At 49.0% G+C, this 13167-nt stretch carries 12 protein-coding genes; 1 reads left to right on the top strand and 11 read right to left on the bottom strand.

What is annotated here, in order from left to right:
- Positions 1-56: 56 nt before the first annotated feature.
- The gene (locus MHB72_RS04080; RefSeq protein ID WP_020450519.1) at positions 57-1241 is read right to left on the bottom strand and encodes an MFS transporter; all 1185 of its coding nucleotides are present in this window, start codon (positions 1239-1241) and stop codon (positions 57-59) included.
- Positions 1242-1300: 59 nt separating this feature from the next.
- The gene (locus MHB72_RS04075) at positions 1301-1723 is read right to left on the bottom strand and encodes a MerR family transcriptional regulator (protein WP_216921162.1); all 423 of its coding nucleotides are present in this window, start codon (positions 1721-1723) and stop codon (positions 1301-1303) included.
- 165 nt (positions 1724-1888) lie between these two features.
- On the opposite strand from MHB72_RS04075, the gene MHB72_RS04070 reads away from it, so the two are divergent.
- A complete protein-coding gene (locus tag MHB72_RS04070; RefSeq protein WP_020450517.1) occupies positions 1889-2719 on the top strand; it encodes an ion transporter in 831 nt (276 codons plus the stop codon).
- Positions 2720-2756: 37 nt separating this feature from the next.
- Here the strand turns inward: MHB72_RS04070 and MHB72_RS04065 are convergent, their stop codons facing one another.
- From MHB72_RS04065 to MHB72_RS04025, 9 genes are all read right to left on the bottom strand, one after another.
- A complete protein-coding gene (locus MHB72_RS04065) occupies positions 2757-3953 on the bottom strand; it encodes a cytochrome P450 (protein ID WP_216921164.1) in 1197 nt (398 codons plus the stop codon).
- 17 nt (positions 3954-3970) lie between these two features.
- Entirely contained in the window at positions 3971-4972 is a 1002-nt protein-coding gene (gene bioB / locus MHB72_RS04060; RefSeq protein WP_216921166.1) for a biotin synthase BioB, read from the bottom strand.
- The gene (bioD, locus tag MHB72_RS04055) at positions 4969-5676 is read right to left on the bottom strand and encodes a dethiobiotin synthase (RefSeq protein ID WP_020450514.1); all 708 of its coding nucleotides are present in this window, start codon (positions 5674-5676) and stop codon (positions 4969-4971) included. Before bioD ends, bioB begins: the two co-directional genes overlap by 4 nt.
- Entirely contained in the window at positions 5673-6824 is a 1152-nt protein-coding gene (gene bioF, locus MHB72_RS04050; RefSeq protein ID WP_216921168.1) for an 8-amino-7-oxononanoate synthase, read from the bottom strand. The genes bioD and bioF overlap by 4 nt, the downstream gene beginning before the upstream one ends.
- On the bottom strand, positions 6814-8160 hold the full coding sequence (gene bioA, locus MHB72_RS04045) for an adenosylmethionine--8-amino-7-oxononanoate transaminase (protein WP_216921170.1): 1347 nt from the start codon (positions 8158-8160) through the stop codon (positions 6814-6816). Before bioA ends, bioF begins: the two co-directional genes overlap by 11 nt.
- The gene (gene bioW, locus MHB72_RS04040; RefSeq protein WP_216921172.1) at positions 8157-8927 is read right to left on the bottom strand and encodes a 6-carboxyhexanoate--CoA ligase; all 771 of its coding nucleotides are present in this window, start codon (positions 8925-8927) and stop codon (positions 8157-8159) included. Before bioW ends, bioA begins: the two co-directional genes overlap by 4 nt.
- Before the next feature lie 181 nt (positions 8928-9108).
- Positions 9109-10311, bottom strand: a complete 1203-nt coding sequence (locus MHB72_RS04035) for a GTP-binding protein (RefSeq protein ID WP_216921183.1) — start codon at positions 10309-10311, stop codon at positions 9109-9111.
- A gap of 65 nt (positions 10312-10376) precedes the next feature.
- Positions 10377-12050, bottom strand: coding sequence for a nucleoside recognition domain-containing protein (locus MHB72_RS04030; RefSeq protein ID WP_065644546.1), 1674 nt, complete (start codon positions 12048-12050; stop codon positions 10377-10379).
- Positions 12044-13156 carry an NAD(P)/FAD-dependent oxidoreductase gene (locus MHB72_RS04025; RefSeq protein WP_216921186.1) on the bottom strand — a complete coding sequence of 371 codons (1113 nt, stop codon included), beginning with the start codon at positions 13154-13156 and terminating at the stop codon, positions 12044-12046. The genes MHB72_RS04030 and MHB72_RS04025 overlap by 7 nt, the downstream gene beginning before the upstream one ends.
- Positions 13157-13167 lie beyond the last annotated feature (11 nt).

Raw genomic sequence — 13167 nt, 5'->3', positions numbered from 1 at the left:
GCACCGACGCGCAGGCCTGACAACGAATGCGAGGGTTTCTCGACACGCTGTTTTCATTAATGACCGGCTTTGATGCCTGCCAAATAACGGCGGCCTCCAGTCAAAACAGCCATGCCGGCAAGCACGGCGATGCATCCTGCAAAATAGGGAGTATGCGCAGTAAAATGATCGGCTAACACACCGGCGATCCAAGGCGCAATGGCCCCGCCGATGAACCGGATGGAGCTGTAGGCAGATGAAGCGACAGACCGTTCGACAGGCGCAGCTTCCATCACCGCTGTTGTCAAAATTGTATTGATCATGCCCAGAATCCCTCCGGCTATGATGATCGCCCCGATGACGAGCGCCATGTGCTCCGTCCAAATCCCGATCGCGAGCAAATCAGCTGCAAACAGCATAAACAGAAAGATCAGCGAGCGGACGGTTCCAAAGATCCGCTGTACGGCCGGAGCGATGAAAACGGAAGTGATCGCAAGAAACAGCCCCCAGCCGAAAAAGACGTAGCCGAGGCCCCGTTCATTTAAGTCAAGAACAAACGGCGAATATGCAAGCAGGGTGAAGAAACCGAAGTTATATAAGAATGCGGCGCCTGAAAGCGTCAATAGCCCTTTATAACGAAGCGCTTTGATCGGCGCGCTGACGGAAATTTTCTTCCGCGGCTTTTGGACAGGCGGCAAAAGAAAAAAGATGGCCAAAAGAGCGGCCGCCATTAAAACCGATACGCCGAAAAACGGCGCTCTCCACGATATTGTGCCAAGCTCTCCACCGGCAAGCGGTCCAACCGAAATGCCCAATCCCAAAGCCGCCTCATACAAAATAATGGCTTTTGCGCTCCCGCCAGATGCCACGCTGACAATGACGGCAAGCGCAGTTGAGATAAACATGGCGTTTCCGAGTCCCCAGCCGCCGCGAAAGCCGACGAGCTGAGAAATGGAATGCGAAAGCCCGCCCAAGCCTGCAAAAACGATGATCAGGATCAAGCCGCTGATTAACGTCAGCTTTGCCCCAATCCGGCTCGATACGGCGCCTGATAAAAGCATGGCGAAACCTGTGACTAGCAGATAGCTTGTAAATAAAAGCGAAACTTGGCTGGGGGAAGCATGCAGCTGCCGCGCAATCGCCGGCAGAATCGGATCGACAAGCCCGATCCCCATAAACGAGATCACGCAGGCAAAGGCCACGGCCCAGACCGCTTTTGGCTGTTTAAACATACTTGAGTTCTCAGGTGGTTGTTCATTCATGATCTATCAAACCTTTCTTTGCAAATAAAGAAACGCTATAAAAATAGCGTTTTTCTTGTTTAATCAATTAATTCAAGCGCATTCTCGGCTTTTGCCTGCATAGCCTCCAAGCGCTTCTTGAATGATTGAAATTTCTCAATTTTTTCATCAATCATTCTCATCTGTTCATTCAGCATCCTCTGAATGTCTTCGAGCTTGTCTTTTCGTTCCCGTTTGTCCAGCGATAAAAGGTATCCTTCTTTATTCATCTCCAAGTGCTTGCCCGTTTCCATGAACTGCTGGAGCTCCTGCAGCGAGAATCCCAGCACTTCCTTCGCGCTGATCACTCTTTCAAGCTCTTCAAGATCGTCTTCAGAGTAAAGACGGACACCGCCTTCCGTCCGCTTCGGTGAAGAAAGCAGACCGATTTCTTCGTAAAAGCGGATCGTTCTTTTCGTCAGGCCGCTTCGCTTGGCCATTTGATCAATCTTCATCCACTCCACGTCCATATCCCCCCGAGATTTTTCTTCTTTTCTATTATACTACTATTATACTTTTACGTAAACGTTAAGTTTTTTCGATACAAAAAAAAGAACTGACTTGACATCATCCTGCTGCTGTAACGTATCATAGAAATGGACAACTAAACAGGAGGACAAATAATCAGAGTGAACACTCATCAAAATCGATTTTCAGTTCAAAGTAAAGTTTCGGCATTGATTGAAAGCCGGCTGTTTCAGTCATTCATAACGACGGTCATTGTGTTGAATGCCATCTCGATCGGTTTGGAAACTTACGCTTTCTTTAAACCTTATCAAAAAGTATTTTTTATTGTGGATTGTTTGTTTTTAACGATATTTGTCATCGAACTATCTCTTAAACTATTCGTTCAAAAACAGCACTTTTTTAAAAACAACTGGAACGTTTTTGACTTCGTAATCGTCGCCGGCAGTTTGATTCTTTACAATACGAATTTCGTCAGCGTTCTCCGTATCTTCCGGGTGCTGCGGGTGCTGCGGACGATCACTTCCGTTCCCTCATTAAGAAGGATCGTCAATGCGCTGTTTATGGCGATTCCGACTATCAGCAGCGTCATTATTCTGATGAGCATCATTTTTTATGTGTACGCCGTCATCGGTACGATGTTCTTTTCTGCTATCGCGCCGGAATACTTCGGCAACCTGCAGCTCAGCCTTCTGACACTGTTCCAAACCTTTACGCTCGAATCGTGGGCAAGCGGCATATTCAGGCCGATTTTTGCCGAGAGCGGCTGGTCATGGCTCTATTTCGTTTCATTTATCATCATTGCGACTTTCATTATGATCAACTTGATCGTCGGGGAAATCGTGAATAATGCACAAAAAATTTCTCAGGAAATAGAAGATGAGACAGGCGAGCTGAAAGAGGATACAAAAGAAATCAAAGAACTGCGCGCGGAGGTTAAAGAATTAAAAGCGCTTCTGGAAACCTATATCACGCAAAATGAAAAGAAAGATTAAAAAGGGCCGGCACCTGTAAGCCAGCCCTTTTTTGTCTTTAATTGAGGATGACAGGCAGCTCGGCCAGCGATCTAAAGCCGATTAACCTGCGAAATGGAACGTCTGTTGAAGCAAGCTTCAACTTAGGCAGCCGCTCCAACAATACGGGAATGGCAATTTGCGCTTCGAGCCGCGCCAATGCCGAGCCTAAACATACGTGTGCACCGGCTCCAAAGGCAAGGTGCGGATTCGGTTTTCTCGTGATGTCAAATACATGCGGATTTTGAAATTTCTTCGGATCGCGGTTGGCGGCGCCTAAAAGGATGTATACGTGCTCTCCTTTTTTGATGATCTTCCCGTTGATTTCACAGTCCTCTGACGCGGTGCGCGCTGTCAGCTGTGTCGGACTTTCATAGCGCAGGCATTCTTCAACGGCTGACTCAATCAGCAGCGGATTTTCTTTCAGCGCGCTGAGCTGGCCGGGATGGTTCATGAGCAAAAACAATCCGTTCGTCAAAAGGTTGACCGTCGTCTCGTGCCCGGCAATCACAAGCAGAATGCACGTCGCAAGAACTTCATCTTCGGCGAGCTGCTCATGACCGGCGAATGTGCTGATCAGGTCTTGAGAAGGATGAGCTTTTCGCTTTTCAATCAAATCTTTAAAATACGCCGTCAGCTTGGCAACGGTATCCCCGCCTTTTGCCAGCACCTTTCGTGTGCGGGTCAAATCGATCGTTTGAATGAGATCCGCCGTCCATTGCCTGAATTGATATCTCTCCTCTGCGGGGACGCCGAGCATGTCGGCAATGATAAGGCTTGCCAAAGGAAAGGCGAATTCGGATACCATGTCCGCCATCTTCTTGTTTTCAAGCTGATCGAGCAATTCATGGACGATTTCTTCTATAACAGGACGGAAAGATGCCGTCTTCTGCGGCATGAATTCTTTGCCGACAATCGTCCGCATCCGCTTATGGCCAGACTCATTTTGAAACAGCATCATATTCCGCTGCAATTCGTGAAGTTGTTCATATTTTGTAGAGGCTTCAGGGAGAGGAACGCGGTTTTTAAATACCGCGTCCCTCAAAATCGCCGCCGCTTCTTCATATCCGGTGACATACCATCCCGGATGCTTTAAAACGGTTCCTTTATATACAGGATGAACGGACCGCAGTTTATCGTAAAACAGATATGGATCTCTCCAAAAATCCGAATCCGATTTCAGACGCGGCCCTGCCTCGTGCAGTTCTGTCGTCATGTTATATCTCCCCCGTGTTACCGCTGTAAACTGGCTTTCATTTCTTCCACCGATTCGACTTCAAATCCTAAATCATGGAGCATCTTATGGTCCTCTGTTTCATTCTGCCCTGCCGTTGTTAAATAGTCTCCGACGAAGATCGAATTGGCGGCATACAGCCCCAGCGGCTGCAAGGAGCGGAGGTTGACTTCGCGCCCCCCTGAAATACGGATTTCCTTTGTCGGGTTGATAAAGCGGAACAAAGCCAAAACCTTTAAACAATAAAGCGGATTTAATTCATTGATCCCTTCCAGCGGAGTTCCGTCGATCGCATGTAAAAAATTAACCGGAATTGAGTCTGCATCAAGCGCCTTTAAGCTATTCGCCATATCGACGACATCCTGCTTCGTCTCTTTCATCCCGACAATGACGCCCGAGCATGGGGACATGCCGGATTTTTTGGCTGTTTCCACAGTGTTTACTCTGTCATCATACGTGTGGGACGTTGTAATGTTTGAATGATTGCTTTTTGATGTATTGATGTTGTGATTGTACCGGTCCACTCCGGCTTCCTTCAGCCGCTCGGCCTGTTCGGGCTTTAGCAGTCCGAGGCATGCACAGACTTTTAAGCCGTACGTTTCTTTAATTTCTTTAACGGCGCCGACCACTTGATCGACATCTCTGTTGGACGGGCCTCTGCCGCTCGCCACGATGCAATACGTTCCGATATTTAAATCGTGCGCACGCTTTGCACCTTCAAGCAGGGTCGTTTTGTCGACCATCCTGTAGCTGTCGATCGGCGCTTTTGATATCGAAGACTGCGAGCAGTAGCCGCAGTTTTCCGGACAAAGTCCAGATTTTGCATTCATAATCATATTGAGCTTTACTTTTTTTCCAAAGTAGCGTTTTCTGATTTGAAATGCAGCATGCATAAGCAGGAGAACGTCGTCATCCGAGCATTCCAAGATGGAAAGCGCCTCTTTTTCAGTTACTTCTCCGCCATCCAGCACCCGTTCTGCAAGTTCCATCCACTGATTCATGTTTCTGCCCCCATTTGCATTTGATTCATAATCAAGGAAACATCGACATGCTCCTTGATCATGTGGTGAATTTGTGTTGGTGAAACGTCTTCAAGCTTCGGCGTAACGCCGAGGAGCGGCACACCGCAAAATCTTTCAATCATGTCCGGATTCGTCTGTTCATCAAGTCCGGGCCGGCTGCTGATGCCGTTGATCACGATGCCGATCACGCGTATCCCCATTTGTTTCGCGTATTGGACGGTTAAATACGTATGGTTGATCGTTCCAAGATTGGGACGAGCCACAATGACAGCCGGCAAATCGAGCGCTTTGATCAAGTCGCTGACGAAATAATCCTCTCCGAGCGGCACCGCAATCCCGCCTGCCCCTTCAACAATGAAGCAATCGTGCCGATCCTTAATCTTTTTCCAATGGTTCACGGCATCTTCCAGCCCGACGGTCCTCCCTTCGAGCTTCCCTGCTGTGTAAGGTGCAAGCGGCTCTTTAAACACGAAAGGTGTGATCTCCTCATCAGCGAGAGATGTTTCAGAGCTGTTCTTCAAAAGTGCTGTATCACTCTGCGGATCGCTGCTAAGCTCTCCACTCAAAAACGGCTTGAACACGCCGACATCAACATGCTGCTCTTTCAACAAAGCGGCAAGGCCGCAAGCGATAAACGTCTTCCCTACTCCCGTATCAGTTCCCGTTACAAAAAAACCCTTCATTTCACCAAGTTCAACTCTCTTCCCACTAATTTAAACCCCTCTAATAGAGCTTCAATATCTCTTAACTTGCGATCTGCGGTGACGGTCAGCCTGATTCGGCTCTCTCCTTCCGCAACAGTCGGCGGGCGGATGGCCGGGGCCTCAATCCCTTTCTCCTTGAGGCCGTTTGCAAATCGAACGGCTTTTTGAGGGTCTCCGATCATAACGGGTATGATCGGCGTATCTTCTCCCTTGACCGTAAACCCGATATCCTCGAGACCCCGTTTGATCGTGGTCACCGATGATTGCAAAAGCCGGCGTTTATCCCGGCTGTCTTTAATGATGTCTAAAGCTCTGCATGCCGCCGCACAGCTTGCGGGCGGGACAGCCGTTTGAAAGATAAACGTTCTCGCATGATTCAGCAAAAAATCGATCAATGCTTTAGAGCCCGCGACGAAGCCGCCTTCCGCGCCTACAGCTTTACTTAACGTGCCGATCACAACATCTGGGGAGACGCCGAAATACTCGCCCGTTCCCCTGCCGGCATCTCCCAAAACCCCTGTTGCGTGGGCATCATCAACGATGACAAAGGCCCGGTACCGCTTGGCAAGGAGCATGATTTCGTCAAGCGGTGCAATTGTGCCGTCCATGCTGAACACGCCGTCTGTCACAATAAAACGGCGAGCACGGCTCTGTGCGGTGCGGAGTTTTTCTTCAAGATCATTCATATCCGTGTGGCGGTAAACAACCGTATCAGCTTTTGAAAGGCGGCAGCCGTCGATGATGCTCGCATGGTTCAATTGATCGCTTAATATGACGTCTCCTTTTTCAGGCAAAGACGAAAGCACGCCGATATTGGCCAAATATCCGCTTGAAAACAAGAGAGCGGCTTCTGTCTGCTTAAAACCGGCGATTTTCCGCTCAAGTTTTTCATGCCATTCGGTATTGCCGGACGTCAGCCTTGACCCTGTGCTCCCGGCTCCAAAGCGGCGAAGCGCCGTTTCTGCGGCGTGAATCAGCCGTTTGTCGTTCGCCAGGCTCAAATAATCGTTTGACGCCCAATTCGTACGTTTCGCTTCCGCGACAGCTTGAGGCGGTTTAAGCGAGCGGTAAAGCCCGGCTGCCTTCGTCCTGGCGAGCCGACTGCTGAGCCATTCGTCAATGGGCACGGCCTGTAACCTCTTGAATCGCTTCTTTCATAATGGACACCATGGTGCTCAGGTCATCGGCGGTGCTGGCGAGCGGAGGAAGAAATGCGATAACATCCCCGAGCGGCCTCGTCAGCATGCCAAGCTCCCTCATTTTCAAAGACACCCGGTATCCGATTCGCTCTTCAGGCGGATAAGGCTGCCTCGTTTCTTTCGACTGAACGAGTTCGATCCCGCTCATTAAACCGAGCTGGCGGATGTCGCCGACATGAGGGAGCGCTGCAAGATCATGAAAAAGCGATTCCACTATTTTCGACTTTTCCGCAACTTGAGTGACGATTTTTTCCGATTCGAACAGGCGCAAATTTTCCAGCGCAACGGCACATCCAAGCTGGTTCCCCGTGTACGAATGGCCGTGGAAAAACGTTTTCAGTTTGTCATAGTCATCATAAAATGCCTGATAAATTTCCTCTGTCGCAAACGTGACGGCGATCGGCAAATAGCCTCCGGTAATGGCCTTTCCAGCCGCCATCAAGTCAGGCTGAACACGTTCATGCTCACAGGCAAACATTTTCCCGGTTCGGCCGAATCCTGTTGCCACTTCATCGACAATCATTAAAACGTCATATTTCGTGCAAAGCTCCCGGACCCCTGCCAAATATCCTTCAGGCATCACGATCATCCCCGATGCCCCTTGGACCATCGATTCGACCGACAGCGCGGCGATCTCATCGTGCCGCTCGCTCAGGAGTTGTTCGAGTTCTGCGAGGCATTCATCGCGGCACTCGTCCGGGTTGCCGCTTTTCGAGCGGTACACGTAAGGAACGTTCACCTTAAAGCTTTCAAACATAAGCGGCCCATATACATGGTGGAAGAGCTCGATCGCACCGACGCTGACAGCGCCGATCGTATCGCCGTGATAGCCGTTTTTCATCGAAATGAATTTTTGTTTCTCCGGCTTGCCGATGTTTTTCCAATATTGAAAGGCCATTTTCAGCGCGATTTCCATTGCTGCAGCGCCGCTGTCCGAATAAAAAACACGCGTCAGCTTTTCCGGCGTGATCTTGATTAACACCTCGGCAAGCTCTGTCGCCGGAACATTTGTCATCCCCAGCAATGTCGAATGAGCGATTTTGCCGAGCTGTTTTTTGATGGCTTCATCCAGTTCCTTCTTGCGATGGCCGTGGACATTGAGCCATACTGAAGAAAATCCGTCATAGTACTCCCTGCCGTCGATATCCCTCAGTTTGATGCCCTCCCCGCTTTCGATGATCAGCGGGTTTTCGTCATAGTCTTTCATTTGGGTAAAAGGCAGCCAAAGATATTTTTTGCTTTTTTCAACGAGTGATTGATTCATGTTTTACCTCCCGACCGAATGAATACAGGCTGTTTTTCCAAGCCGTCTATACAGCTCTTGATATTTGCTAATCCATCAACAAAAAAAATCCGGCAGCCGCTCTCGTCTCCATGCTCTTTCATCCTTGTTATCCGCTGATAACCCAGCTTTTTAGCGGCAACATAGCCCGTTATGTAATCAGGGTCATCTGACCAGCATAATTCGGCGACGACAGCCGGATGCTCACATACCTTAGAAGCGATGGCAAGCGCCTCTTTCAACCGCGGATTCGGCGGCATTCCGCACAAAGCCGCCCACATTTGAAAATCGGCTTCCGGCCAATCGAGCCGTGAGACGCGCACTCCTTTTTGTTTTCTTCCGTCAATCCTCCGGCCTGAATGAATGTCAAACAAAACGGCGCCCCTTACGTCCGAGTATTCGGCAATGCCTTGAAACGCTTTGTCTACCGCGTTTTTCGGTACGCCGGCGCGGCTGATCAGCTCACGGGCAAGCGCTTGTCCTTCTTCCGCTGATTTTGTTTCATTCGTTTCAATGCGCAGAGGCTGGACAAACTTTATCGGTTCGTTTACAAGATCGAAGCGAATTTGCATAAAGTCCGGCTTGCCACGCGAATGAGACAATGCTTTTTCCAATAAATCGCTGACGGCATCCTTTACACCGATGAAAGGCGCAAGCCGCTCTCCTCCGGATATGTGTTTCCCCCCCTCTTCATGGGGACCGTTCTCGGAGGCTCTCATTCTCACACTGTAATACGCTTCTCCCTTCATGCTTTCATCCCCCCTCTAAACACCGCACTCATATGTTAACCTATAAATAATTTAAGTTAACATTACAATAAAATATTAGTATTCCTTTCCTGATATGTCAACATGGTGTACAAAACACCGGTTTGTTTGAAATAAAAAAAGACAAAAGAGCTATCTCTTTTGTCTTAATGTGGAAATTCATTTATCTAGCTCTTTCAATCTGCCAATCGAACGGGTCAGATAAAAGCGACCAGTCGTCCGCCATCTCCGAATCTGTCAAAAGGCAACGATCCGCTTCGGCGGTAATTTCTGACGGGGACAGATCCAATCCGATAAAGACGAGCTTTGTGTGGCGGTCTCCGAATTCTTCATTCCATTCTTTTAATAGCTCTGGATTCTGTCTGAGGATTTGCTCCTGTTCCGGCTTGGACAGCGCGGCCACCCAATAAGAGATCGGTTCCAGCGACACGGATGGCCCTGCCTGCGACATCAAAAGGGCAAGGCTGTTGCGCGTCGCACACCAGGCGATTCCTTTCGCCCTGACGACGTTTTCCGGCAGTGAATGAATCCAGTTATAAAACCGCTCGGTATGAAAAGGACGGCGCGCTTCGTATACAAACGAAGATATTCCGTATTCTTCAGTCTCAGGCGTATGCTGGTGGTGTCCTTCGTTTAATTCCCTGATCCAGCCTGCTGAGCCGCTTGCTTCGTCAAAATTGAAAAGACCGGTGTTTAAGATGACCTTCGGATCGACCTCTCCTTTGACCGCTCTGATGATGTTTGCTTTAGGCTGCAACGTTTTCAGCACTTTCTCAAGCTTTTCCAGATCTTCCTCGGAGACAAGGTCGCATTTATTCAAAATCAGCACATCGCAAAACTCGATTTGATCGATGAGCAGATCGGCGATATCACGTTCATCCTCTTCACCGACAGCCTCTTTCCGGTCCAGCAGGCTGTCACCCGACTGAAAATCGTGCCAAAAACGATTGGCGTCGACCACCGTGACCATTGTGTCCAAACGGCAGAACCGCGTCAAATCAATACCCAATTCTTCGTCGATGTAAGAGAACGTCTGAGCGACCGGGATCGGTTCGCTGATACCGGTCGATTCGATCACGATATAATCGATATTTCCTTGCTTCGCCAGTTTTTCGACTTCAACCAGCAAGTCCTCTCTGAGTGTGCAGCAAATGCAGCCGTTTGACATTTCGACCAGCTTTTCATCCGTCCTCGACAGGCCACCGCCTTGCTTGACAAGCCCGGCATCAATGTTGACTTCGCTCATGTCATTAACGATAACGGCGACTTTCAGCCCTTGGCGGTTTTGCAATATGTGATTCAGCAGCGTCGTTTTACCCGCCCCCAGGTATCCGCTTAACACTGTTACAGGAATCTTTTTACTCATTTTTTCATTCTCCTTCCTCTTATCAAATCGTAATTATTACGATTTATATTTTATTTCACCACAATTTATTTAAAAATGCAAAGTGTCAGCTTCCAGATGATCATGATGATCAAAACTGACACGACTGAAGTGGCCATCTGTTTTCCCATAATGGCTGCCGCCGTTTTCATCCCCAGTTCCTTGGCAATTGTCCAAACCGTCACCATGCATGGAGTAAAGGTTGATGCCAAGTAAATGAGCAGAAAGAGCGTTGCCCCCGGCAGCACATCAAGAAGCGCTCCATTCCCTTCATTGAACAAGAGAATACCGTCTTTCCTGATCAGAGAAAAAACAAGGCCCGGCGCCGCATCTTCCGGAGCACCGAACAGGCTTAAAACAGGCGAGACAAGCAATGTCACAAGACGGATGACACCGAGTTCATTCAATACTGTCGCCGCCAGGCAAATGATGAGAAAGATCGGCATCGCCTGAAAGATAAATTGCTGGAGCACTTCTTTTACTCGAAAGACGATCCCTTTCCAGGACGGCATCTGTAAAAACGTTTGCCGGCGCTCGAAGTAAGCGGCCCATTTCTGATCGATGCGATACCATATCCGGTTATGAGCGGCTGCTGCGGCAACAAGAACAGCGAGGTAAGGGATAAACAGCCACTCCCTTCCCGCAGCATGAAAAATCGACAGCGTCGCGCCGATTTGGTAGCTGCACGCTGATCCGAAAGAAATAAATGATACACAACGCTTTCTCGTACACATGCTGCACGACCGCGTCTGCTGAACGGCAACGACATTGCAGCCAAATCCGGTCAAAAGCGGAACTAAATCGCGGCCGTTCAGACCGATCTTCCGCATCAGCGGGTCCAGTGAATCGACGATCCGGTCCTTTAAACCCGAATCATCTGCTGCCGCATTTGCTATAGACATAAACAAAACGACAGGAAACGCCCAAACAAACGAGTAAATGCCAAGGGATAACAGGCCATAATTCCCCGCCAATGCCGCGCTCAGCCATGACGGCAAGCCTCCGACCGCATTTTGGAGAGGTTCAACCGCCCATTCGTCCGCGTATTGCTGCATCCACTCTGATGTATGATAAGCCAATATGATCGGCGCCATAAATAACAAACATAAAAGTGCAGTACTCACAACAGGCCCAACTACGGGACGATGAAACACAAACTGCTGAACAGCCACACTTTCAAGTTCAATCTGTTTCATCCGTTTCCGTTTCAGCGGATGAAATTCAGCCTCTTTTCTTAAAAAAGCGATGATATGCTCTTTTTTATCGTCTGTCACAGTTCTCGTATCAACCAACAGGACCGGGAGACTGTGCTTAGCCACTTGCTCAGAAAGCGTCCGGCGCATGGCGTCCGTCATTTTATCCTGAAACGTAACGATAAAGCAGACGCGCCTGGCATCCGGCGGAATCAGGTCCAAGACCGCGTTCAGCTCTTCTGAAAAATGGGTGCCGCGCAAGACGGCAACCACCTCATCGGCCTTTTCGATCTCTTTTTTCAGCGCTCTTTTCGACACGCTGTCATCCTCCCGAATGCCCGGTGTATCAATGGCTTGCCAGCCCGGAAGGCTTTTGATCTCCCGTTCAGCCGCAAATATCGTCGATCCTTTCACATTGGCTGCTTCGCCTGCTCTCTGATCTGTGATCGCGGAAAAAAGCGTTGTTTTTCCGACCGATTCGAGTCCGATAAAGAGCATGCGCTGCCGCCGCGTTGGCTCTTTCAGCATTCACACTGCACCTCACAGCAGCTCAAATCCGTGAGAAACATTTGATTTTCCCTGTATTCTGTCAGCACCTTTTCATCAATCGAAAACTTTCGTTTTTCCAACAAATGCTCGGCGATGACGGCGAATCGCTGCCTGAATTTATAAATGAAACAAAAGACGGCGTTTTGGTGCTGAACGCTCGGCCCGATTAAATAAAGACCGTCCGTCACGGTCGACATATCTTCATTCGTTAAAAGCGGTTTGCCGTTCTCTCCCCATTCAAACAAATGCTCGATTTGTTTTGCCCCGGAATGAAAGCCTGTCGCGATAATCGGCCGTGTTTCCGAGCGTATTTTCCTCCCGTCTGACAAATATAAATCATAGGCTGGTCCATTTTTCGCCAGTTTTTCTACCAGGGCTTTTTCCAAAAACTGAACCTTCCCTTTTTCATACGCATCTTCAAGACGTTCCCATGTATAAGGTGAAAGCGACCGGCTTGGATCGGCTTCAGCGTTTTCGCTGAGCGAATTCGGCATCACAACCGTCACATCGCTGCCATAGGACGCCAGTGTAACCGCCGCATCCATTGCGCTTTCATAGCCGCCTACCACGTAATAATGGGCTTTTTCAAATTGGCTCCATCTGGCGACCTTGCTGTTGTGGATGCCAATCTCTGCACCATGAAACGAATATTTCGGAAATTGGAATTCACCGGCTCCCCAAATAACGTCTTTGGCCGTCATCATGCCTTTATTAGTTTCAACTGAAAAACCGCCGTCGTCTTTATGAACGCTGCGAACCGATGTGCCTTCTTGAATTGGAAGCTGAAAATGATCGGCCAAAAGCGCCAAATAATCTCCATACTCCTGCCCGCTCAAGTGCTCGCGGTGAAAAGTAAAGGCAGGGGATGTTCCCGGAGCAACAGCATTTAAATCCAAAGCCCCGAATCCCTGCCCGGTAAAGGACGGTGTTATCAGTTTCATTTCTTCAGGCCAGCTTCGAAATGAAGCTCCTGCACGGTCTTTTTCCAAAATCGTAAACGATTGAAAACCGAGTTTTTTCAGAACGATTCCCATTCCAATACCTGCGGGCCCCGCTCCAACAATGACGATTTCGCTATGCTGCAAAACAACCACTC

This window comes from Bacillus sp. FSL K6-1284 (assembly GCF_038002625.1).
In the GTDB taxonomy this organism is placed as follows: domain Bacteria; phylum Bacillota; class Bacilli; order Bacillales; family Bacillaceae; genus Bacillus; species Bacillus paralicheniformis.
Note: the sequence above shows the minus strand (reverse complement) of the source record. Positions and strands in the feature narration are given on the sequence as shown.

What these genes read in the sequence shown, in the direction of transcription:
- MHB72_RS04080 (WP_020450519.1), bottom strand. Translation starts at nt 1,241, where the DNA reads ATGAATGAACAACCACCTGAGAACTCAAGTATGTTTAAACAGCCAAAA.
- MHB72_RS04030 (WP_065644546.1), bottom strand. Translation starts at nt 12,050, where the DNA reads ATGCTGAAAGAGCCAACGCGGCGGCAGCGCATGCTCTTTATCGGACTC.
- bioA (WP_216921170.1), bottom strand. Translation starts at nt 8,160, where the DNA reads ATGAATCAATCACTCGTTGAAAAAAGCAAAAAATATCTTTGGCTGCCT.
- bioW (WP_216921172.1), bottom strand. Translation starts at nt 8,927, where the DNA reads ATGAAGGGAGAAGCGTATTACAGTGTGAGAATGAGAGCCTCCGAGAAC.
- bioD (WP_020450514.1), bottom strand. Translation starts at nt 5,676, where the DNA reads ATGAAGGGTTTTTTTGTAACGGGAACTGATACGGGAGTAGGGAAGACG.
- MHB72_RS04035 (WP_216921183.1), bottom strand. Translation starts at nt 10,311, where the DNA reads ATGAGTAAAAAGATTCCTGTAACAGTGTTAAGCGGATACCTGGGGGCG.
- bioB (WP_216921166.1), bottom strand. Translation starts at nt 4,972, where the DNA reads ATGAATCAGTGGATGGAACTTGCAGAACGGGTGCTGGATGGCGGAGAA.
- MHB72_RS04065 (WP_216921164.1), bottom strand. Translation starts at nt 3,953, where the DNA reads ATGACGACAGAACTGCACGAGGCAGGGCCGCGTCTGAAATCGGATTCG.